The 21,774-nt window shown below is 42.4% G+C and carries 19 protein-coding genes; 4 read left to right on the top strand and 15 right to left on the bottom strand.

The window, feature by feature from the left end:
• Window positions 1-246: 246 nt before the first annotated feature.
• The 5 genes from KP803_RS04240 to KP803_RS04220 all read right to left on the bottom strand — a co-directional run bounded on the left by KP803_RS04240 (window position 247) and on the right by KP803_RS04220 (window position 6,745).
• Window positions 247-2,367, bottom strand: coding sequence for an alpha-galactosidase (locus KP803_RS04240; RefSeq protein WP_248007588.1), 2,121 nt, complete (start codon window positions 2,365-2,367; stop codon window positions 247-249).
• Between the two features lie 82 nt (window positions 2,368-2,449).
• Complete coding sequence (locus tag KP803_RS04235) at window positions 2,450-3,535, bottom strand: ABC transporter ATP-binding protein (protein WP_248007587.1); 1,086 nt, start codon at window positions 3,533-3,535, stop codon at window positions 2,450-2,452.
• A gap of 124 nt (window positions 3,536-3,659) precedes the next feature.
• Window positions 3,660-4,469, bottom strand: a complete 810-nt coding sequence (locus KP803_RS04230; RefSeq protein ID WP_248007586.1) for a carbohydrate ABC transporter permease — start codon at window positions 4,467-4,469, stop codon at window positions 3,660-3,662.
• A 2-nt stretch (window positions 4,470-4,471) separates the two neighbouring features.
• Window positions 4,472-5,389: a carbohydrate ABC transporter permease gene (locus tag KP803_RS04225; RefSeq protein WP_248007585.1), complete on the bottom strand. Its 918-nt coding sequence runs from the start codon at window positions 5,387-5,389 to the stop codon at window positions 4,472-4,474.
• Between the two features lie 96 nt (window positions 5,390-5,485).
• Window positions 5,486-6,745 carry an extracellular solute-binding protein gene (locus KP803_RS04220; RefSeq protein ID WP_248007584.1) on the bottom strand — a complete coding sequence of 420 codons (1,260 nt, stop codon included), beginning with the start codon at window positions 6,743-6,745 and terminating at the stop codon, window positions 5,486-5,488.
• 553 nt (window positions 6,746-7,298) lie between these two features.
• Here KP803_RS04220 and KP803_RS04215 point away from each other — a divergent pair.
• From KP803_RS04215 to KP803_RS04205, 3 genes are all read left to right on the top strand, one after another.
• Window positions 7,299-8,633, top strand: coding sequence for an MATE family efflux transporter (locus KP803_RS04215; RefSeq protein ID WP_248007583.1), 1,335 nt, complete (start codon window positions 7,299-7,301; stop codon window positions 8,631-8,633).
• A 122-nt stretch (window positions 8,634-8,755) separates the two neighbouring features.
• The gene (locus tag KP803_RS04210) at window positions 8,756-10,129 is read left to right on the top strand and encodes a hypothetical protein (RefSeq protein ID WP_248007582.1); all 1,374 of its coding nucleotides are present in this window, start codon (window positions 8,756-8,758) and stop codon (window positions 10,127-10,129) included.
• Window positions 10,130-10,268: 139 nt separating this feature from the next.
• Window positions 10,269-11,351 carry a phosphatase PAP2 family protein gene (locus KP803_RS04205; RefSeq protein ID WP_248007581.1) on the top strand — a complete coding sequence of 361 codons (1,083 nt, stop codon included), beginning with the start codon at window positions 10,269-10,271 and terminating at the stop codon, window positions 11,349-11,351.
• Between the two features lie 8 nt (window positions 11,352-11,359).
• Here the strand turns inward: KP803_RS04205 and KP803_RS04200 are convergent, their stop codons facing one another.
• The gene (locus KP803_RS04200; RefSeq protein ID WP_248007580.1) at window positions 11,360-12,280 is read right to left on the bottom strand and encodes a LysR family transcriptional regulator; all 921 of its coding nucleotides are present in this window, start codon (window positions 12,278-12,280) and stop codon (window positions 11,360-11,362) included.
• Between the two features lie 148 nt (window positions 12,281-12,428).
• On the opposite strand from KP803_RS04200, the gene chrA reads away from it, so the two are divergent.
• Window positions 12,429-13,574, top strand: coding sequence for a chromate efflux transporter (gene chrA / locus KP803_RS04195; RefSeq protein ID WP_248007579.1), 1,146 nt, complete (start codon window positions 12,429-12,431; stop codon window positions 13,572-13,574).
• A gap of 90 nt (window positions 13,575-13,664) precedes the next feature.
• On the opposite strand, the gene KP803_RS04190 is transcribed toward chrA, so the two are convergent.
• Genes KP803_RS04190 through KP803_RS04150 form a run of 9 tightly spaced genes read right to left on the bottom strand, consistent with a single transcriptional unit; the run spans window position 13,665 to window position 21,767 of the window.
• On the bottom strand, window positions 13,665-14,696 hold the full coding sequence (locus KP803_RS04190) for a tetratricopeptide repeat protein (RefSeq protein WP_248007578.1): 1,032 nt from the start codon (window positions 14,694-14,696) through the stop codon (window positions 13,665-13,667).
• Between the two features lie 9 nt (window positions 14,697-14,705).
• Entirely contained in the window at window positions 14,706-15,650 is a 945-nt protein-coding gene (locus tag KP803_RS04185) for a type II secretion system F family protein (RefSeq protein WP_248007577.1), read from the bottom strand.
• A gap of 1 nt (window position 15,651) precedes the next feature.
• Window positions 15,652-16,620: a type II secretion system F family protein gene (locus KP803_RS04180; protein WP_248007576.1), complete on the bottom strand. Its 969-nt coding sequence runs from the start codon at window positions 16,618-16,620 to the stop codon at window positions 15,652-15,654.
• 12 nt (window positions 16,621-16,632) lie between these two features.
• Complete coding sequence (locus KP803_RS04175) at window positions 16,633-18,105, bottom strand: TadA family conjugal transfer-associated ATPase (protein ID WP_248007575.1); 1,473 nt, start codon at window positions 18,103-18,105, stop codon at window positions 16,633-16,635.
• 17 nt (window positions 18,106-18,122) lie between these two features.
• The gene (locus KP803_RS04170; RefSeq protein WP_248007574.1) at window positions 18,123-19,340 is read right to left on the bottom strand and encodes a P-loop NTPase family protein; all 1,218 of its coding nucleotides are present in this window, start codon (window positions 19,338-19,340) and stop codon (window positions 18,123-18,125) included.
• A gap of 11 nt (window positions 19,341-19,351) precedes the next feature.
• The gene (locus KP803_RS04165) at window positions 19,352-19,822 is read right to left on the bottom strand and encodes a TadE/TadG family type IV pilus assembly protein (protein ID WP_248007573.1); all 471 of its coding nucleotides are present in this window, start codon (window positions 19,820-19,822) and stop codon (window positions 19,352-19,354) included.
• Complete coding sequence (locus KP803_RS04160; protein WP_248007572.1) at window positions 19,819-20,253, bottom strand: TadE/TadG family type IV pilus assembly protein; 435 nt, start codon at window positions 20,251-20,253, stop codon at window positions 19,819-19,821. Before KP803_RS04160 ends, KP803_RS04165 begins: the two co-directional genes overlap by 4 nt.
• 1 nt (window position 20,254) lies before the next feature.
• Window positions 20,255-21,487: a pilus assembly protein TadG-related protein gene (locus tag KP803_RS04155; protein ID WP_248007571.1), complete on the bottom strand. Its 1,233-nt coding sequence runs from the start codon at window positions 21,485-21,487 to the stop codon at window positions 20,255-20,257.
• A 19-nt stretch (window positions 21,488-21,506) separates the two neighbouring features.
• Window positions 21,507-21,767, bottom strand: a complete 261-nt coding sequence (locus tag KP803_RS04150) for a hypothetical protein (RefSeq protein WP_248007570.1) — start codon at window positions 21,765-21,767, stop codon at window positions 21,507-21,509.
• Window positions 21,768-21,774: the final 7 nt, after the last annotated feature.

Here is a 21,774-nt window from a genome sequence, read left to right as displayed (position 1 = left end):
TTGAAAATCTTAAAAAACTTGAACATCTTAAAGAAATAGAGGATTAACATGGACCTTAATGTAGCTTCAGTTCTAATCATGGGATCAGCTAGTGTTATCGCTATTGTCGTAGGTTTATACCTAGGGCTATCTCGACCAGCACGCTAATCGCACAAAAAAGTCGCTTAACTATTAACTCAATAGCAGCGACTTTTTTTCTTCTATTTCTGCTTTTCTTCTATTTCACACAGCTGATTACGACTAGCGTTAATGACTCTTTTCAATATGTATCAACATCGCCGATTCTGGATCAAGAATAGGTAAACTTAGCCCCACATTTTTAAGCCAGCAGCCCTTCACAACAATTGTCTGCTCTTGAGTCCAATCCGGTTGTCGCTTCATCAAGCCACGACTTGAATGTGGAAAGTGAACCATCGATACCCGATAATCCCCATCACTCTCTAGCATCCCAAGTTTTAGGGGCTCCATGAGCATGTACTCAGGCATAGCTAACTGGGCAATAGCAACCAAGGTTTGCTGCTTGTCGAACACACCATAAGCGTGTCGTGAATGATCACGACTGTCTAGAAAGAAACTCTGACCACTATGTAGCAGCGGTCTAAATTGTTTATGCAATTCAATATAGTGCTTAAAAGCTTGCTTCTCTGATTCACTCTCCGCCACAGGATCAAGTTCAACCCCCATGTGACCAAACAATGCGGTTATGCCACGAAAGTGAATATCGTGCCTTCTCCGCGTCGTGTGGCTCTTTTCTGGGCCTATATGAGCACCCATCAACTCTGGCGGGAAGAATATGCTCATATTACGCTGAATGGTTTGCCTCTCTAGTGCATCATTACAATCTGACGTCCAAAAGCGGCAGGCATAGCGTAAAATCTCGAAATCCATTCGCCCTCCTCCCGATGAGCAAGATTCAATCTCCACCTCTGGATGTGATTGATTAAGCTTTGAGAGAAATTTGTAAAGTGCCTGTGTTTGGCCGTTCACCGCAGCTCGACCTAAGTGGCTAGCTTGCACGATTTCTCTATTCATATCCCACTTTAGATAGCCGATATGATGGTCACTTAAAATCTGATTGAGTGCTGAATAAAGGTAATCAAAACACTCGCTATTTTGCAGATCCAATACGTATTGATTTCGGCCTGTTACCGCAGAGTAACCCTCACTTGCTAACAGCCACTCAGGATGAGTACGGAACAAATCAGAATCGGGGTTGAACATTTCTGGTTCAACCCACAAACCAAACTCCATACCCAATTCATTCACTTGTTTAATCAGTGGGGTTAACCCTTGTGGGTATTTATTTTTGTCCACTAGCCAATCACCCAGCGCTGCTTTATCGTTATTTCGCCCTTTAAACCAGCCATCATCAATAATAAATCTTTCGACACCTATTTTGGCCGCTTCAGAAATCATCTCACTGAGGTAACTCGGGTTGTGATCAAAGTAGATCCCCTCCCAAGTATTAAGGTGAACAGGGCGTACTTTATGGCGATCGAACCGAATTAGATGTTGTCGAATGAAAGGGTGGAATTTCGTTCGTAGTCCATTAATTCCGCTGCGACTGTGAGCAATGTAAAGCGTTGGCGTTTGATAGCTTTCATTCTGCTTGAGGATCACTTCACCCGGCAGTAGTAGCTCCCCTGCTTGCATCAGACGACGGCCATCACTTTTCACTTCTGCTTTCCATGCATGGTTGCCACTCCACGCTAAATGAAAGCCCCATACGTCGCCTTTTTCTTCGGAGAAGTTCTCCTCACCAATCAAGCAACTAGGGAAGTACTCGTGAGATGTTCGCCCGCGGCGATTCTCTTGAATAAACTGACCATGATCCAATCTCACGCGTTGCGATTGAAGCTCCCGACTCCAACGTCCATGAAACGACATCACCTGATTCGCTTGATATGGCAAAGGAAAGGTTAGCGCTAGTTTATTCACGGTTAACGGCGTGGAATCGCGATTAATTACTTTAATTGATTTAGCGAGAACACTTGAATCATCATCTAGCGTCAGAGCTATTTGAAGCTCAATGGATGCCACAATATCTTGACACTTGATTGAGAGAGTTTGGGCATTGATTTGATGTGAATCGTAGATAAATTGTGGTGCCCAGCTTTTACCTTCTCGATGCGCCTCAAGGCCCGGAGAGCCGAAATTGGCTCGACCTAGTTCTGGGCATAAAGAGAGTGGCACATCTTCATCAATACGAGCTTGCATTAAGCCTCGTTCCGTCATTAGTTGAAATTGAACTAACTCTTGTTCATTGAGTGGCTCTAACCTTTCTCCCCAGTAGAGAATTTCAGGCATGGGATTCAGGCAAACAATTAAAGTGGATTGCTGGCTGTTTAGTTGGACTGTTTTATTCATGATCATCACTCGCCGCTGAAAATGAAAAAAGCAGCGCTCTTTCAAGCACTGCTTTAATTAATAAATAGAGACTCTACGTGTATTACAGTGATGGAATACGTAAGCCATCTTTAAATAGATGAGTATTCTCTAGCGCAAAGCTAAAGGTCATCACATCACCGCGTTGTGCTTCCATATCACCCGATACGTGGATCTTGTAGTTATGGTGGCCACCAACTTCACCAAACAGGTAGGTACTGTTACCAAGGCGTTCGATGTCTGTGGTGGTAAACTTCAGGTGGTTCGGCAGTTCTGTTCCAGCGGCATGATGCTCTGGACGTAATCCAAATGTCACTTTATCACCCACACTTAAACGCGCGGCTTCGCAAGCCAGTGTAAAGGATTGCTGATCCGGAAGAATAATCGTGACATCGTTACCTTCAATAGTAGCAACGGTTGCTGGCAACATGTTCATCTTTGGAGAGCCAATAAAGCCAGCCACGAACTCGTTTGCAGGATAATTATATAGCTCCAACGGAGATCCGACTTGCTCAACTTGACCATCACGCAGTACCACAATCTTATCGGCTAATGTCATCGCTTCAACCTGATCGTGCGTTACATAGATCATCGTTGTATCGAGTTCACGGTGCAGGTTTGAAATTTGTAGGCGCATATCAACACGCAGTTCTGCATCAAGGTTTGATAATGGCTCATCAAATAGAAACACTTTAGGATCACGTACAATGGCACGACCAATAGCAACACGTTGGCGTTGACCACCAGAAAGATCTTTAGGCTTACGCTCCATTAACTTATCAAGTTGCAGTGCTTTTGCTGCTCTGTCTACGCGGCTTGCAATCTCGTCTTTAGGGAAACCGTTCATCTTCATGCCAAAGCCCATGTTCTCTTCCACCGTCATGTGTGGGTACAGAGCATATGACTGGAATACCATCGCAATACCACGCTCAGATGGATCTAGGTGGTTAACAACTCGGTTTTCAATTTCCAAATCACCAGACGTAATTTCTTCAAGGCCTGCCACTAAACGCAGTAGCGTTGACTTACCACAGCCCGATGGGCCAACAAAAACAACAAACTCACCCTGTTTGATATCGAGATCAACACCCTTGATCACTTTGGTATCGCCGTAGTTCTTTACAATTTTAGATAGCTTGATGTCAGCCATAATAATTCCTCAGGATGTAGTCAACTCTTGGGTTGAATACTTCTTTATCGAGTTAATTTCTCATCACCAAGCGCCATTGAGGGCGCTTGGCCTATTATTCTTTTTCAGTCGTATCGATTTAACGCTACTTCACAGAGCCTGTCATACCTGCAACAAACTGTTTCTGCATTAAGAAGAACACAGCAAGCGTTGGCAGTGTGGCTAATACGGTTCCGACCATAATGGCACTGAAGTCGGGGAAGTAAGCCGATGACATAGAAGAGAGCACAAGGTTAATCGTCTTGAGTTCTGCCGATTGCAGCACAATCAGTGGCCATAGGAAGGCGTTCCAAGAACCCATAAAGACAATAATAAATGCCGCTGCGTAGGTGGTTTTCATCACAGGAAGATAAACGTATAAGTAAATTTTCCACTCTGATACACCATCCACACGAGCCGCATCAATCAGCTCATTAGGGAACGCTTTGGTACATTGTCTGAAATAGAAGACGATGAAGACTGATGCAACCGTTGGCAAGATAACCGCAAAGTGCGTATCTAATAGGTTCATTTTCGCCATTAAGGTAAATAGCGGAATCATCATTGCAGCAAACGGAATCATCATGGTTAACAACATCGCCGTGTAAACACGGTCACGATTTCTGTTTTTATAGATTTCGAACCCGTAGCCTGCCATCGATGAAATCAACAGCGTTAATAACGTACTGATGATGGCGATTTTTGCGGTATTACCAAAAATAAGGGCGATATCTACTTGCTCAGAAAAACGCGCTAAGTTAGCAAATAACTGATCACCAAAGGTGAACTTACCCGTATTGATCTCAGTCGTCGTGTTCGTGGTAGAGACGATCATCCAATAAAATGGAAACAGTGAGATAAACGCCGCAAGCGATAAAAAGGCGTACATCAAAGCGTTAGTTAATTTCGTTTTCATGTTTATTTATCCTTAGCAATTCTGAATTGAAGCATCGCCAAGATAGCTGCGAAGAATACAATCACGTAAGAGACCGTCGCTGCATAACCAAAGTTTGGTACAAACTTGAATGACAGGTCATAGATGTACATTGAAAGTGTCATTGTCTCGTTCGCTGGACCACCTTCGGTAATGTTCATTACTTCATCAAACAACTGCAGAGTACCGATGGTCGACATCACCGTGGTAAACAAAATGACCGGTTTAAGCAGTGGAACGGTAATGAAAAAGAATTGCTTAACCTTGCTCACGCCTTCAATGGTCGCCGCTTCATAAATTGACTTATCGATGTTTTGCATTGCCGATAAGAAGAAGATCATGTTGTAGCCAGTCCAGCGCCATGTGATCGCAAGAATAATGGTCACTTTTGCCCAGAATGGGTCAGACAGCCATGGAATTGGGTCAGACACAATACCGGACCACATAAGGAACTGGTTCACGATCCCTTCATAAGCAAACATACTTTTGAAAAGAATTGAGTACGCCACCAACGAGGTCACGCATGGTAAAAATATGGCTAATCGAAATAAGCCTCGAAATTTCAAGTTAGGTGAATTCAAACAAGAAGAGAGCACCAAAGAGAGAAATATCATTACTGGCACTTGGCACAGTAAGAAGATAAAGGTATTGGTCAGTGCTTTAGTAAAAAATGGGTCATTGAATAGACGTTCAATGTTGCCAAAGCCAACAAACTCCATCATGACACCACGACCTGAGTGCATTGACATCCATAAGGAGTTGAGGATTGGGTAGATCATAAATAGGGCCACAAGCGTGACTGCAGGCAAAACAAATGCCCAACCATTTATGTCATAAAATCGGTGAAAGCTTTTACTTTTCATTTTCTTTTCTGTCGAGTTCGCTAGCGTTGCACTACTCATTGAACATACCTATAAAATATAAAATAAAGGCACTTTCAGCGTGAGTATTCGACAATACGAATACAAGACGCTGAAGTAAGTGCCTTGTAAGCCGTATTAACGTAATTGATATTCTAGTTGTTGTTGAACGCGCTCTAGCATCGCTTCCACTGGCATACCTTGCATTAAGGCTGGCATTTGTGAGCTGATAGCAGCATCGACTTCATAGGTATAGATACCATAGTTCACTTGTGGGATATCAACCAACCAGCCTGCAAAATCTGTGTAGATTTGCTGACCGTCAAAGAAGTCTGAGGTGTATTGGTAGGCTTCAGATTTCGCAGAAGGTAAGTAAGAACCTACTGCGCCACGCTCTTTTAGAATCGTCTCGTAGAAGTTTACGTCTTTCGCGTATACGTCATTAAGGAAATCTATCGCCGTGTCCGTTACTTTTGAACTGCCCAGTACGTACCAGCTTGAGCCACCCAGGTTAGATGCGTTAACAGAACCTTCTTTCGATAAACGAGGCGTTGGTGCAATTGACCATTTGCCGTTTTGATCGTCAGACGCTTTCACTGAAGGAGTAATCCACACACCCGTTGTGATCGTCGCTACTTGACCACGGTTAACCGTACCAACCCACTCAGACCAACCAACCGCTGGGCGAGAAATATCGTCAGACATTAGCTGTCTAAAGACTTCCAGCGCTTCTTTTAGTGATTCATTCTCTGTGATGTTAAGAGAGCCGTCTTCATTGAAGTACCACTCACCACCCGATTGCATCATGATACGAACCATTGCAAGATCGTCTGGGTTTGTACCCAGCATCGCCACGCCTGTTTTCTCTTTAACTTGCTTACCAATCTCTAGGTAGCGCTCCCAAGTGATGTTTTGCATGTCTTCAGCACTGAATCCTGCTTTTTCAAGGATATCTGTGCGGTAATACATGCCGGTTACACCTGTATCAAAAGGCATACCGTACACATCACCTTTGTAGCTCATTACGCTTACTTTGTATGGTGCGAACGAGCTGTAATCCACTTTGTCAGTCATCGGTGCAAATGAACCTGGGAACGACTGTAAGTATTTTTGAGCGTTATAATCTTCAACAAGAACGATGTCAGGGAGAGCAGAGGTCACGCCAGATGCCAACATAGTCTGAAGTTTTTGCTCAACTTCACCTTTTGAGAAATCAAGAATATTAAAGGTAACATCTGGGTTTTCTTGAGTATAACGGGCAGCCGCTTCTTCCATGATCGCAACATTAAAGTTTGGATCCCACGCCCATACTGTCACTTCTTCAGCCAACAATGCCTGACTAAACAGTGACATACCAATAGCAGAAGCAAGCAATCCTTTGGTCATCGTCTTTTTCATTATGTTATCTCTCTTGTTGTAGGGAACGCTTTGGTAACGTTTACACAAGAATTTATCACTAACATATTTGATCTGTTAGCGAAGAGGATAAAAACTGTGAAGTCAGAAACAACACTTAGCAACAGCGTGATAATGATCACGCAAAAACAGCGATAGCGCTAATGATTCCCCTATTTACTATTTATCTGACGACTCAAATCAAAGAATACTATCGTCGATGGTTACCTAATAAATGAGACTACCGCGATTGAACTCCTCTTATTCATTTTATTCCCTTACATTCAGATAGAAGGGCAGCAATGGAAACGATTACATCACCATAAGCACCACCTACTCTCCATTATCAACAAGCTTGTGAATGTATTGACTTCGCTATCTCATAAAGCTTTGAAGGGTTTTCTATGAATTTCGGTTCATCGCCCCTCTACAATTGTTGAAGTGCATAGTCTTTTTAAGCATTAACCGTTATCCATAAGGATCTTTTTAATGAGTTGGTAGCATTCGATTTGGTTCTAGACCAAAATTGCCCACTCGACTCCCCTTGAGGCGCATTATGCCAAACTCCACGATGAACAAACGCATGAGTATCATTGCGTTAACTTGGCCTATATTCATTGAGATTTTATTAAGAACAGCGCTGAATACTAGCGATGTATTCATGCTGAGTGGCTATTCTGATAAAGCAGTTTCAGCGGTTGGTGTGATAGGTCAAATCTCTTTTTTCTTAATTATTGTTTCAACAATGATCAGTAGTGGAACGGGGATTCTTATTGCGCAATACAATGGCTCTTCTCGCACTCAAGACTCATCCTATGTGGGTGTCGCTAGTATTCTTCTCTCCGTTATTCTTGGAATAGCACTTAGCATAATGGCTGTATTAGGCGCTCACTATTTTCTGCCTTTATATGGATTAGAGGCTCAAGTTGAACAGTACGGCTATGAATATCTTGTAATCAGTGGTGCTATGACGTTTAACCTAACGATTGGTATTGTCTTAGCGACGATATTACGCAGCCACGGTTACTCTCGCTCTCCGATGGTGATTAATATGATTGCCGGTGTCATTAACGTCATCGGTAACTATATTGCGCTTTACCAACCTTTTGGGCTCCCCGTTTATGGCGTAGAAGGGGTTGCCGTCGCTACAGTGATTAGCCAGGTCATTGCAACCATCATGATGTGGCTCACACTTAAAAAGACCGATATTGAATTGCCTTTCACACAATTTAGAACCATCCCTAAAGACATCTACCGTAAGATTTTGACTATTGGTGGTATGAACGCAGGGGAAGTATTGTCGTATAACATGGCACAAATGGCCATCGTGTATTTCATTGTACAAATGGGCACGTCTTCTCTCGCAGCCTTCACTTATGCGCAAAACATCGCGAGGCTGGCGTTTGCCTTTTCACTCGCGCTTGGGCAAGCGACTCAAATTCAAACAGGCTACTACATCGGTAAGGGTTGGACAGATGAGATTTTACTTAGAGTGCAAAAATACTTTGTGGCTGGATTTCTTACTTCCGTCTTGTTGATGATTGCCATCTATTTTGTTCGCTTTGAGTTGATTAACCTCTTTACTCAGCAGCCTGAAATCGTAGTTCTGACTGCAAGTTTATTAGCTGGCTCAATCCTTCTTGAAGCAGGGCGTGTCTTCAACCTCATCTTTATTTCTGCACTTAAAGCCGCAGGCGATATTAAGTTTCCGGTTCAAATGGGTATTCTGAGTATGTGGGGGATTGGCGTGGGTATGAGCTATCTATTCGGCGTTCACTGGGGTTATGGTGTGCTTGGTGCATGGATGGCGATTGCACTGGATGAATGGTTCCGAGGCGTAATTATGGCAAGACGTTGGAGAAGAAAAGAGTGGGTGAAATTCTCTTTGTAGCTCTAAACCGTTTTAGATATCGCGCTCTAAAAGCTAAGTACTACTGATAAACCCTATTATAAGGCGCTCTGTACACTAAGATTGGTCTACACTCTTATAAAAAGCAAAAGGCTATGGAGTGTATGAAGCAAGCGCAACTGCCCAATAGGATATTGCTTTCCATTATTTTTATTGGTTGTTTGTTTTTTAGTTTTAATACCGTGATGACTCGTGGTGATTCGTTATGGATGTATGACTCTAAGAGACTATTTGTTTGTGCCATCATTGTTATATTCTGCTTAGGGCTCGCTCTGTTTAAAGAACATCGTCTGCAATTTTGGTCTACCTTCAGCAATGTTACCCCTCTATGTACCGCTCTTGTCATGGCTCTATTTACGTTTGCTGCGATTGCAAACTGGCAACGAGTTTATGTGTGGAGCGCGCAAGAAAATTATTTTTATATCCTCGGCCTTGCTATTGTTGCGGCGAGTTTAGTGCCGATATTACGCCATCATAGGGTACTGGTTTTCCAGTATTTTTCGTGGATATCCATCTTTCTGTTTCTATCCGTTGCCTCGGTGTTTTGGTTTCGAGCCTATATGCAGTTGCCAGAGTCTGTCCATTCCATTCTTAACCCTAGGTTTATAAACCAAGTACAGATTTGGTTATTAATCCCTATTTTTTATCTCACCATCATTTGTAAGCGGAAACAGTATTACTACTACGTAATGCAGGTTATTTGTGCTCTCAATGTGACCTCTATTTTGGCTACCGACGCACAGGGAATTGCGGCAGTAGGCGTATTTTCAATCTTGTTATGGGCTTTGTTAGAGGCGAACTGGCGAAAAGAGATCGTTGTATTACTGATTCAGTCCATTATATGGGGCGTTATTTTTCACTTCATATTACTTTCTCCTGTTCCTGAGTGGTTCTTAAATGGCAGCGCCCTGACCTGGAACAGCATTAAAACGGAATCCTCTGGGCAGGTCGTTCTCTATTTAGAGGCGTTTTCACAAACTAGCTTCTGGGGGTTAGGTGGCGACTCATTCTTATGCCTTAAAGAAAATTTTTCTGAGCCTTTACCATCACCTCAATGGAGTAGCGTTAGCTGGGGAATCATTCCTCTTATCTCATATCTTCTACTGATTACTTATGGGTTTATTTCAGTTTCTAGAACTAAGAATCAAATGGTACGTGTAACTGGGCTAAGCCTACTCATAGGCCTTAGTTACAGTCTTATTTCTGGAGTACTCGACTCCCCTATTAGCCAATTACTCGCCGCATTTAGTTTGGCTATGTATTGGGCGAGCATTAAACCTGCACCTTCGTTGATACGCCATAGCTCTTATTTACAACACGTGATCATTATCAGTGTTTCCGTTCTGTGTATCTTTTTCGTCACCAATAAAGTAAAACAACGCGTTGATCTGTATCCACAAGTAGAGCAGGCATCTACTGTGAAAGCTCAATTATGGCTAGGGTATGAATGCCTATTACCTGAGCAGCCTAATAAGTAATGGTCTACAGAGATCCTATTTAGAAATAGAAATAGAAATAGAAATAGAAATAGAAATAGAAATAGAAATAGAAATAATGAGTAAAGCATTTCTTGTCTATGCTCATAATAAGCCATAACGCTATGGAGAAAAGAGCTGTATGGATTCTACGCCAAAAAGGAAAGGCTATGTTACTCAGTGGAAAAGCATCAAAGTTACCCTTCTAGAAGACAAATTTATCTATGTCTATGCCCTATTAAGTAGTGTGGGGATCTATCTAGTACTTCACTTAATGAACGTTCAATTAAGCTACCAGTACAATGCATTCTCTTACCTAAAAAGCCTCGCTAGCATGTGCTACATCTCCTTTTTTACTTGGAGCGCATATTATTACGGCTATATGTTGTACCACCGAGTGCCTAGCCCACTGACTCATTATGGAAGGAAGGTTTTATCCTTCTTCAACCCTTTATCTAAAGCGATTTCTTTTGCATTGTTGATGCTTACTCTCAATATCACTATCTCTAGCTATTCCTATTTAAAGTCTCTTATCCCCGATTTACACCCTTTTGAATATGATCTTCTCTTTTACCAATTAGATAAATGGCTACACTTTGGCACATCTCCCTGGGAATGGACCCACGCCGTTTTCTCCAACCAATATGCGACGTTTATCATCAACTTTATTTACCACTTGTGGTTTTTTTTTATGTGGGGGTCACTTCTCTATTTCATAATAGATAGACGTGAAAAACTGATTCGAAACCAGTACCTACTCAGTTTTCTTCTTAGTTGGCTACTTATTGGTGGAATATCCGCAACGATTCTATCGTCTGCCGGTCCTTGCTATATGCATTTACTCAACCCAGAGCACAACGACTTTCTTCCTCTCCTTGATATTTTAACCACACAAAGCCGACAGCTCATGGAAATAGGTTTTCCTCCTCTGTGGGCACTTGATGTCCAAGACATGCTTTGGCTGAAGTATCTTAATCGTGATGGCGGTATTGGTATTGGCATATCAGCGATGCCAAGTATGCATGTGTCTATTGCTGTCTTAATGGCAATGGGAAGCTACAGGAAAAATAAAACTCTTGGCTGTTTTATGTGGGCAAATGCACTTTTAATACAAATTGGATCAGTTCACCTTGCTTGGCATTACGCCATTGACGGCTATGTCAGTGCCATCATGACTGTTATTATGTGGAAAATCGTAGGTGCATCACTCACTAAACTCACTTAGACATTGAGTTATCTATATGAGCCAACCACATCAAGGATTAGGCTGCGTAGCCATTCGTTTTTATCCTCTTTGTTCTTACTTCTGAGCCATAATAACAATATATCAAAATCAGGTACCTCGACGGGCGGGGGGCTAGTGGCTAGTTGATCATTAAAAGCGTCTGTATTGGCCATTAACTGCGGAACAATCGCTACCAAATGACGGCTTTTTAATAAGCTACGAATCGATAGGAAATTTCTCGATGCTACTGTCACTTTCCGAGTTAGGCCAAACTCCTCTAGTTTCTTGTCAACCTGGGTAGTCAAGCTTCCATCTGCACTCACTAATGCGTGATCTATATTGGAAAAGCTATCTACGCTTGAGGTTTCATTCACTTCAACACAGCTAGGATCGAATAAACAGACATGTTTTTCGGTGTATAGATGGCTCGATTCAAATAATTCATCGACATTCGGAATACTGCCAATCACCGCATCTAGCTTCTCACTCTCTACAAGCTTGATGTAATTATTACGGTTCACATTAATGAAACTGACTTGCGATCGTGGTGCACTATTTCTAATCGCGTCGTAGAGTTGTGGTGCAAAAATAAACTCAGCATAGTCAGTTAGCCCTATTCGACATACCCCAGTGTAATTCTCAGGCATAAAGGGCTCTTTAGCTAATAACTCATTAGAAACGCTATTCAATAGCTGGCTTATCAATGGCGCAACTTGATGTGCGTATTCCGTTGGCTCCATTTGATGCCCTTTCCGCTCAAAAAGTCGATCATCAAAAAGTAGCCTTAATCGTGACAGTCCATGACTCATAGCCGACTGGCTAATAAAACTTTTTTCCGCCGCTACGCTCACGCTTCGATATTTATATAGCTGTGAAAATGTGACTAGTAGGTTTAAATCTATGTTTTTCCAGTTAATCTCACTCATCATTCACCAACACTGCTTCCGTTGTTTTTTCATTGCTCTTTTAATCCTATATTATTCATAGTTTCAATTAAAACTATCAATTTGAATCATTTTAGTTCATTTCATACAGTAGCAACGAATCAAAATCTGAATAGAGACACAGAGAGCAATAATGTTATCAATATTTAAAACCTTTTTTGCCTTAGGCTGGATAAGCTTTGGCGGGCCTGCTGCTCATATAGGCTATTTTCGCAATGCATTTGTCGAAAAACGTAAGTGGCTCAGCGATGATGAATATGGACAAATAGTCGCCCTGAGTCAGTTCTTACCTGGGCCTGGCTCTAGCCAAGTGGGCTTTGCTCTTGGTTATAAAAAGGGAGGATTAGGTGGCGCTTGTATGGCCTTTCTGGGCTTTACGTTGCCCTCAATACTCATCATGCTCGCTTTAGCGGTATTAAGCAGCCAACTGACCGAGAACACCCTATTTCAAAGTGTTATTCATGGACTGAAGTTACTTGCTGTTGTGGTAGTAGCAGATGCCGCCTGGGGGATGTACAAAAACTTCTGTAAGCAGACTCTTACTGTCGCAATTGCCATCATGACGGCTGTAGCACTGTTAATCGTGCCTAGCATTAGTACTCAGATCGCGATCTTAACAGCTTCAGGGCTTCTAGGCATAAAATACCTCGCCAGCTCTGAGCCACAAGATGACCGTACACCATTCAAGCCATCGTTATGGCCTTTAGTTACGTTTGGCGTCCTGTTGCTAGCGATTCCTTTCGTTACTCATATCGCACCAAGTATTGCGCTATTCAGTGATTTCTTTCAGGCAGGGAGTCTCGTTTTTGGTGGCGGTCACGTTGTGCTTCCTCTTCTGCAAAATATCGTTGGTGATCAAATCAGCACAGACGCCTTCCTAACAGGCTATGCAGCCGCACAAGCAGTACCAGGCCCAATGTTCACTTTTGCGACGTATATTGGCTATGAAATGCTTCCAGATAGCCCTGTATTAGGTGCAATGGTTGCAACGCTTGCGGTATTTTTACCAGGGTTCTTACTACTGCTTGGCGTACTAAAGAACTGGCAGAAATTAGCGAGAATGCCTAAAGTTTCTGGGGCAATATCTGGTGTGAATGCGTCGGTTGTCGGCCTATTGATAGCTGCATTGTACCAACCAGTCTTTACCAGTGCGGTGTTCAGTGGTTTAGACATATCTTTAGTACTGGTTGGCTTCTTTTTACTAAAGCAGTTAAAGCTTCCAATTGTGTGGATGGTTATCTTCTTTGCTCTTTCAGGAATCGCCACTGGATTGCTATAAACCTAAAACCTAAATCGAAATAAAAGAAGGAGAGTTCACACTCTCCTTCTTTCTTGTGTATTTTTCTATTCTTAACCTAGTCCATCAATTCTACTGCTGGGTCTCCATATCTACAGAATCTTCAATCGTCTTTGCTCTTACTTCGGCAAGTGCTCTTTCTAAGTTTTCATTCGCAACCTTGTAATACGACGGCTTCTTATCTATAGCTTGCTGCAAGTACGGAACCGCTTTATCTGGATGACCTTGAAGAATCAGGAAGTAACCTACGTTATTAAGCGCTTCGGCTGCCTCCATCTGACGCATAAATACATTAATTGCTCGTTTGATTTCACCTCTACTTAAATAGATAAGTGCTAGGTTATTTTGAGCTTTTTCATTATTGGGCTCTTTCTCTAGCGCAGACAAGGTGTACCTCAATGCCGTTTTGTAATCACCCGACATGTAATACGAATAACCTGTATTTATTTGAACTTTAACTGAGCGAGGGTCAATGAGTAGCGCTTTTTTATAAAACGCCTGCGCTAAACTATGATTCGCTTTGACATCCGTTAACACACCAAGCCCCATATAAGCGGTAACGGGAGAGTCACTGTCAATTTGAAGTATCTCAACGTCTTCAGGTTTAACCAAATCATCTTGTTGAAGTGTTGATACACTATTTAAACGAACTTGGTCGGCATTGAGAGCTCGTAAATAGTAACTATAGCCCTGTTCTACATCCCCCGATTTCGCATAAATACTCCCTAAATGTTCCAATACCTGTACATTATTTGGATTCTCTTCCAGTGCTATCGAATACGCTTTTTCAGCCAATTCCAGATTTCCACGAGACTGATGAATGCGGCCAATATTATAAAGTGATTTATCATGATACTGGCCATCAGGGAATGAGAGCGAACGGATATATTCATACAAAGCTAAATCGATATTATTTCGACTAAGTGCAATATCACCACGTGTAATCGCTTCTTTTTCATTAAGTGGTGGTGCATCCGAAGTCAACGTATCCACAGGGCGACCGTCATATAGCGTTGTATCGAAGCTTGGCTTTTCAGGCTCACTAGCACACGAGGTCAATAACAATGATAAACCTATACCAGCGATTAACTTATATCCTTTCATAAATATTCCTTAGTTACCAAACGACGCGGTGATACTGAGCATTGAAGGACCTATCGCCACTATAAAAAAGCAAGGCCAGATGAATATCAGCAATGGGAAAATCATTTTTGTAGGGATTTTTGCTGCTATTTCTTCAATCTCTTGATTTCGGCGATCTCTAAAATCTTCAGTGTATTCACGCAATGTTTGAGAAATACTGCCACCAATTCGAGAAGCATGAGCAAGCATTTTGACTAGTCCCATAATTTCAGTCACACCGGTTCGCTCTACTAAGTCTTCAAAGGCATCAGACATCTCAACACCGGCTTTTATTTTTGCACATACTGTATCAAGTTCATCGGCAAACTCAGGGTGAGATATCACTAATTCATCGGCAACTCGACGAAGTGCCGAAGTAAACCCTAGACCTGACTCACTACACACCACGAGTAAATCTAACGCATCTGGAACCCCTCTTTTTATTTTGGATTGACGAGCTTTGATCATTTGGGCAATAACGATATTAGGTGCAAACATTCCAAGTGTTACACTCCCCATCATGATGATATTCAGAGAGCCTAAATCCGGTGCGAAGTAATAAAAGAGTCCAGAAATCATCAAGCCAATAACAAAAGTAAATACCTTAACGGCATAGAAAACCGTTAATGCATCAGCATCATGGTAGCCCGCATGCATCAGTTTATGTCTAACACTCTCTCGCTCTTTACTGTCTTTTGGTGTCATTATCGGCGCTAGAGATTCGAGCGTATTATCTAGGTTTCTGCTTTTCTTAAGATTACTGCTCCCAGACTCTTTTTTTATCTCTTCGAGTTTTTTCTTCAAGGGCGATTTAAATCCCACAAAAATAAAAACTACCGCCATAATAAGCAACGTCGTAGAAAGTAATATAAAGCCTAAAATAAAGAGCTGTTCATCAACTTCTATCTGTTTAATTAACTCTATTATGGATTCCATATTACACCTCAAAATTGATGATATTACGTATCCAAATTGATCCGAAAAACAGACTCACAATCCCCCCGCTGACCAATGTCATCCCTCTAGGATCTTCATAGAGAGGGGCAACATAATCAGGGTTGGTAATAAACATGAACACAAATAGAATGAACGGGGATAGCACTAAGATCCAAGCAGACATTCGGCTCTCCGCTGAAATCGACTTTATCTTTCTCTGTAGTTTAAATCGCGCCCTAAGTACATGAGATACCTTTTCTAAGTTCTCAGATAGATTACCACCCGTCTCTTTCTGCAATAACACAGCGCTTGAAAACGCTAACATAGATACAGTAGGTGTCCTCTCGGCCATCTGCATAATGGCAAGGCGAATGTCATAACCGTAATTAAGTAAATTGAACGTATTTTTAAACTCAATACCAATTGGCGCTGGCATTTCAGTTCCAACTTCATTAAATGCTTGAGTGACCGGTTGGCCGGCTTGCAGCATTCGTCGCATGATATCAAGCGCATCAGGCAACTGCTCTTCAAAGGTCGATAGGCGATGGGAAATTTTTCTCTGTATCATCATGTGCATTAAGACCCAAACCCCAATAAACGCAGCTATTTCTACAAACCATGGTTGGCCTAATATAAGTAGAATCAGAGAAGAGCCCAAAGCGATACAAAAAGTAACCATTAACGTCTGATTGAGTGACCAGTCATACCCTGATAGCTCTATACTTTTTTTCAAATCGGATAGTATTTTTACCTGTACAAGTTTTCTATCCATAGGTGTAAGGCTTTTTAGATAGTGCTCTTGGAGAAGCGATCGAGTCTCTTCATCTAAATTAGATTGAGACTCTTTAAGCCTATCGGAAAGCTCTTTGTGCTTTGCCTTACTCCCTGCGGCAGGAAGAATAAGAGCCTGTGAGATAAACACCACAGCAAAAAAGAGTAGTACATAAAAGAGTGTCGGATCTTGTCCCATGATTTATCACCCCTATTGATATGTCTCATTAAAAATTTCAAATGGCATATGTAGCCCTTTCTTCGACAACTGGTCATGGCAAGCAGGTACTACGCCAGTTGCAGTGAAGTAACCGATCACTTTGCCATTTTCGTCCATACCTTGACGTTGAAATTTGAATATTTCTGACATGGTGATGATCTCACCTTCCATGCCATTGATTTCGGTGATACTGGTCATTCGTCGACCACCGTCTTCCTGACGCTCCATCTGAACAACAAGGTGGATCGCTGATGCTATTTGAGAACGTAAGTTCTTGGTGGAGATATTCCAGCCCGCCATGGAGAACATATTTTCAACCCGACTAAGTGCATCCCTTGGTGTATTCGCGTGTATCGTTGCTAAAGAACCATCATGGCCCGTATTCATGGCTGCGAGCATATCAACCGCCTCACTACCACGCACCTCTCCTAAAACAATTCGATCGGGTCTCATACGGAGGGAGTTTTTCACTAAGTCGCGCTGGGTGATTTCTCCCTTTCCTTCAAGGTTTGCAGGTCGAGTCTCTAGACGAACAACATGAGGCTGTTGCAATTGCAGCTCTGCTGAATCTTCAATGGTGATAATCCGTGCATCACTCGGTATGAACCCTGAAAAGATATTCAGTGTGGTGGTTTTTCCTGAACCCGTACCACCTGAAATTAAAATATTTAACTCACCATGTACGGCTGCCTCTACAAACTTAGCCATAGGCTCTGAGATTGAATTAAACCCCAATAAGTTTTCCATATTGAGCTTATCAACGGCAAACCGACGAATTGACACAGAGGGACCATCTAGTGCAAGGGGAGGAATAATGGCATTCACACGAGAACCATCTAGAAGCCGAGCATCAACCATGGGAGAGGCTTCATCAATACGACGACCTACTTGGCTTACAATTCGGTCAATAATATTTCTTAAGTGACGATCGTCTAAAAACGTATAAGGTGTCGATTCAAGCTTACCTCTTCGTTCCACAAAAACACTCTTTGGACCATTAACGAGAATATCCGATACCGTGGAGTCATTAAGTAAAGGCTCTAGTGGCCCAAGGCCAAATACCTCATCTTCAATCTGGGTGATGACTCGTTTTCTACCTTCCGCGCTGAGAGCATGGGTTTGATCATCTGCCATCAATTGAACGATAGCGTCATGTAAGTCTTTTTTGGCTCTTGCCATTTCAAGGCTAGCTAACAAGCCCAGATCCAATGTTTCAAGAAGTCGCTGATGATAATAGTGTTTAATTTCTAACTCTTGCTCTAATTGCTTTTTCGCATCATCAACCGCTTTATCTCTCTCTTGAATATCGAGAGCCTGTCTTTCATTAACGCTTGGAGAAACACTGCTCTGAGAGCTAGAAGCAGAGGCCTTATTTCCCCCCCCTTCATCAACTGACATGTTTTTTTCTGATTCTGCTAACTTTTCTTGTAGTTCAGGACTTATATTTTTTCTTTTAAAAAACATCCTAGCTCCCTACTCCCTTAGGAAAAAAGGCTTTTAAACCAGCCTTGTTTCTGCTCTTTTTCTGGCATCATAGTTTGGGTGAACTCTGCCACAGACTTAGCGATTGCGCTCTTTCGCTTTGACTCAATAAATGGCCGTCCTAAGTTGGCACTTTCAATCGCCACTTTAAATTCATTAGGAACCATATGAACCCTAACGCCAACAATCGTCCCTTCAATATCTTTTAGCTTGATAGATTGCCGCTTTTCATATCGATTCACCACCACTTCAAGCTGCTCTTTCCCTATACCAAAATCTAAAGCCAACAGCTTTGCAATTCGCGTTGTATTTTTAATCGCGACTAGGTTCTGCTGAGTAATCAAGAACACCTTAGTTACAGGAGCTATCACTGAAGCAAAAAGACGATCAACCCCCCTAGAGAGATCAACAATCACATATGGATAAAACTCTCTAAGTATAGGCAGCAATTTATTTATCTGTTTCGCTTTATCATAATTATCATGCGTATTCTCATGCTTAAAACCGAGTACGTGTAATCCAGAAGAGTGCTTGGTCACAAGGCTCCCCAGAGAGACTTCATCTAGGTCAGAGACACTGGCAATCGCGTCAGACATGCTGTAAGGCGAAGAGACATTTAGGTAGTCCTCAATCACGCCAAATTGAAGATCTAAATCTAGTAGCAAAACCTTATCTGGGAACTCCTGGGCAATAACCATGGCTGAGTTTAGGGCCAACGTTGAAGCCCCTGCCCCTCCCTTTGAGTTAACAAACGCATACATTTGGCCTAAATTTCGACTGGCAACCTTCTCTTCAGCAACGTTTTTAAGCATGGGTATAAGGGAGTTAATCTCTGATTTATCAGAAACGAAATCAGCCGCTCCAATACGTAGAGCAATTTTCAGCGCACCGTTATCACTCTCATTACCAAAAACGATCAACGACGCTTCATACCCTTCAGCAACAGGCGCTTCATACTGCTGAAGTTCAACAATTTTTTGGGCCCAATTGGGTCCTGTTTCAACAAAAATCAAATCGGGGGCATTAAACTGAGCGAGGTTTGCCACTACGAGGCTATGCAAGGAAATCGTTTCAAAACTGATGCTTTGACACTTAGCTAGCTCTTGGCTGATATGTAATTGAAATCGATCACTAGAATAAAAAACCCAGATATTAAGGCTGGTCTTCAAGCGTATCTGATTATCATCATTTCTGGTTAGCTTCACAGCCTCTCCCATAGATTATTCTCCTAACAGTCTGTATCGGTTACCGAACCTCTAATCTCTCCCAAGTTCTCTCGGGGTAATGTTGTTTCAAAGTTCGGTACGGTGATAGCGCCTTGAAAGAACGAAAGCAATCCGGAAAACTGATATTCAAAATCAACAACTTCGGCTCTTACATACCGTATTGTTAGAAATACATCTTCATCAGCGTCGGGATCCCCGACTATCGGGCTGCCTCCGCTATCTAAGTATCCTAAGGAGAGGTTTTCCGGAGCAAACCCTCCTGGCGCATCATCGGGAACAGCTAACGCAGGTATATCGTCCTGATCCCCTACGTTACATACCACTCCTAACCTAGCCGCAATACGTGTCATTTCATTAATTCTTTGAAGTGAATACATGTAGAGCCCAATTTCAATGATGCCAAATATCAATATAAATAAAGCACTTGATACGATGGTGAACTCAACAACGGATATTCCTTCATTTCTTTTCATGGTGCAGTCCTCATGACCGCCGATACATTCATCGGAGCTCCTGAAGAGTCAAAGATGGATGATAAAAAGCTCGTTCTAGGAGTATAGGTATGATTTATGGTAATCGTGACATATTGATTAGAATGATCGATAGATATATCGTTGGCCGTTAAGCCACTGATAAGTGGAGAGCTAGAGTCCCCAACGGCTGTAGTGCCATAAACCACCATGTTTTTTATTTCGGTTTCATCCGCAATTTGATCGTAAGACGTGGTGCCTGTCACTTCTGACGTTGCATACCTCGCACCATTTCTCGCCATTTTATTGAGCGTATTATACTCAATAAACGCATTACCAAATTCGGTAACAGCACCAACAATAATGACTAACACTGGTACGGTAACCAAAAACTCTATGGCTGCAATTCCTCGCTGTTTTTGTTTATTTTTCATATTAAGACTCCGAACTTAAAGGGTCTTTGTAGAGCACTATTTTATAAGGCCCGTCCGTACTATCATCTTGTCCAGGTACCCCTCCTGTGACTGTACAGTCTTCGATAAACTCCCCAAACACAGGTTGCTTACTACCGTTACTAGAAGGAGCTTGTTGAAGTAAGAAAAAGCACCCTACCGCCTCAATATCAAAACTATTCGTCCCCCCGTCCGCACCAGTGCAATCAACAACAGGTATTGGTAAGATTCTGCGGCCAGGCTGCCCTCCCTGTGCTATACGACAATCGCTATCTCCAGTACAGTCAGGCAATGCCGCCTCATAGTCTGAGTAGCCCCAAGGCTCACCACCAGCGCCCGACTCATCTTCATAGGTTATAACGCCATTGTTATCCATTGTCGCTTCGACAACCGGTTGTCGAACATAAACGTCTGACGGGTGATCTGCGGCGCTAACACCACCTCCACTATAGATATCAAAACGCGTATTTAAACCCTGCCCAACCGGTCCAATAGAGTTCCCTGGCTTAGTTATTACTGGGTCATTAATATTGATTGTCTCTTCAAACCCGCCCGCTAACGCTTCACGTACAGTGCTAGCACCAGATCCAAAGTCAAGTAACTGAAAATTTCCCGCTCCCATTTCACTTTGATTTTGATCTGCAATTTTCAATGCATAAATTTCCCCTTGATCATAACCATTAGTGCCAGTGTCATCCCCTTCACACACAGCAATTGGTACAATATTCATCAATAGAGGTTCTGGGGGGCTAGGGCCTGCGACAGCGCTGGCAGTTAACACTTTCTCAATCCCAAACATTTGAATCAAAAATTCATCAAGGGGATAGTCAGAAACGGAAACCCGAACATAGGTATCTTCAGTGCTGGAGTAAGTTCCATCTGGGAATACGGCAGGATCATTAGAGTACTGAACAGAGATAGTCGCTGATGAAAAATCCATCTCACTATTTCCTGTTGCTCCTGCGACGGTGTTTAAGGTTGAGTTAGCAATGGCTGTCGCCTCTGCAGTTGTTCCCTTATTATCAATTACTAGAGCGGCTGCTAGCACAGCGGCGTCGACACTATTCTGTAGGCGTGTTTTATTCATCAATGAATGATTTACATCAATAGAAAATGCAGCAATGGCAATCAAAGATGTCATTGCTGCAGTCACTAACACCAATACTAAACCTGACTGTTTTCTTGGCTTAAAAGCCGTCTGGTTGATATCATTCATATGTAGTCCTTAAGGCTGCTTACTGCGCAAACCCTTGTAATACTTGGCTTTCAGTACCTTTCAAACTTTCGCTCTGTTTACCAGTGTAGATCTGATAGGCACCCTCCATTTTTTCACCACTACCCAATGGAATGACAGATACATTCTCTTTTGTTGCATTAGGGTTATAGACCTGCTCTGCTCGAACACTCGCCATATGATGTCCTAACTTTGCATCGTTAGCGCACCCGACAAGTATTCCAATACACAGCAAGGTCACTACTAATTTTAGTACACTCATTTCACTA

It is taken from the genome of Vibrio amylolyticus, assembly GCF_023145695.1.
Lineage (GTDB): Bacteria > Pseudomonadota > Gammaproteobacteria > Enterobacterales > Vibrionaceae > Vibrio > Vibrio amylolyticus.
This window is presented reverse-complemented; position numbering and strand designations above follow the sequence as displayed.

Excerpts from the sequence above, each read along its gene's own strand:
- KP803_RS04240 (WP_248007588.1), bottom strand. The coding sequence starts at position 2,367 with ATGAATAAAACAGTCCAACTAAACAGCCAGCAATCCACTTTAATTGTT.
- KP803_RS04235 (WP_248007587.1), bottom strand. The coding sequence starts at position 3,535 with ATGGCTGACATCAAGCTATCTAAAATTGTAAAGAACTACGGCGATACC.
- KP803_RS04230 (WP_248007586.1), bottom strand. The coding sequence starts at position 4,469 with ATGAAAACGAAATTAACTAACGCTTTGATGTACGCCTTTTTATCGCTT.
- KP803_RS04225 (WP_248007585.1), bottom strand. The coding sequence starts at position 5,389 with ATGAGTAGTGCAACGCTAGCGAACTCGACAGAAAAGAAAATGAAAAGT.
- KP803_RS04220 (WP_248007584.1), bottom strand. The coding sequence starts at position 6,745 with ATGAAAAAGACGATGACCAAAGGATTGCTTGCTTCTGCTATTGGTATG.
- KP803_RS04215 (WP_248007583.1), top strand. The coding sequence starts at position 7,299 with ATGCCAAACTCCACGATGAACAAACGCATGAGTATCATTGCGTTAACT.
- KP803_RS04210 (WP_248007582.1), top strand. The coding sequence starts at position 8,756 with ATGAAGCAAGCGCAACTGCCCAATAGGATATTGCTTTCCATTATTTTT.
- KP803_RS04205 (WP_248007581.1), top strand. The coding sequence starts at position 10,269 with ATGGATTCTACGCCAAAAAGGAAAGGCTATGTTACTCAGTGGAAAAGC.
- KP803_RS04200 (WP_248007580.1), bottom strand. The coding sequence starts at position 12,280 with ATGATGAGTGAGATTAACTGGAAAAACATAGATTTAAACCTACTAGTC.
- chrA (WP_248007579.1), top strand. The coding sequence starts at position 12,429 with ATGTTATCAATATTTAAAACCTTTTTTGCCTTAGGCTGGATAAGCTTT.
- KP803_RS04190 (WP_248007578.1), bottom strand. The coding sequence starts at position 14,696 with ATGAAAGGATATAAGTTAATCGCTGGTATAGGTTTATCATTGTTATTG.
- KP803_RS04185 (WP_248007577.1), bottom strand. The coding sequence starts at position 15,650 with ATGGAATCCATAATAGAGTTAATTAAACAGATAGAAGTTGATGAACAG.
- KP803_RS04180 (WP_248007576.1), bottom strand. The coding sequence starts at position 16,620 with ATGGGACAAGATCCGACACTCTTTTATGTACTACTCTTTTTTGCTGTG.
- KP803_RS04175 (WP_248007575.1), bottom strand. The coding sequence starts at position 18,105 with ATGTTTTTTAAAAGAAAAAATATAAGTCCTGAACTACAAGAAAAGTTA.
- KP803_RS04170 (WP_248007574.1), bottom strand. The coding sequence starts at position 19,340 with ATGGGAGAGGCTGTGAAGCTAACCAGAAATGATGATAATCAGATACGC.
- KP803_RS04165 (WP_248007573.1), bottom strand. The coding sequence starts at position 19,822 with ATGAAAAGAAATGAAGGAATATCCGTTGTTGAGTTCACCATCGTATCA.
- KP803_RS04160 (WP_248007572.1), bottom strand. The coding sequence starts at position 20,253 with ATGAAAAATAAACAAAAACAGCGAGGAATTGCAGCCATAGAGTTTTTG.
- KP803_RS04155 (WP_248007571.1), bottom strand. The coding sequence starts at position 21,487 with ATGAATGATATCAACCAGACGGCTTTTAAGCCAAGAAAACAGTCAGGT.
- KP803_RS04150 (WP_248007570.1), bottom strand. The coding sequence starts at position 21,767 with ATGAGTGTACTAAAATTAGTAGTGACCTTGCTGTGTATTGGAATACTT.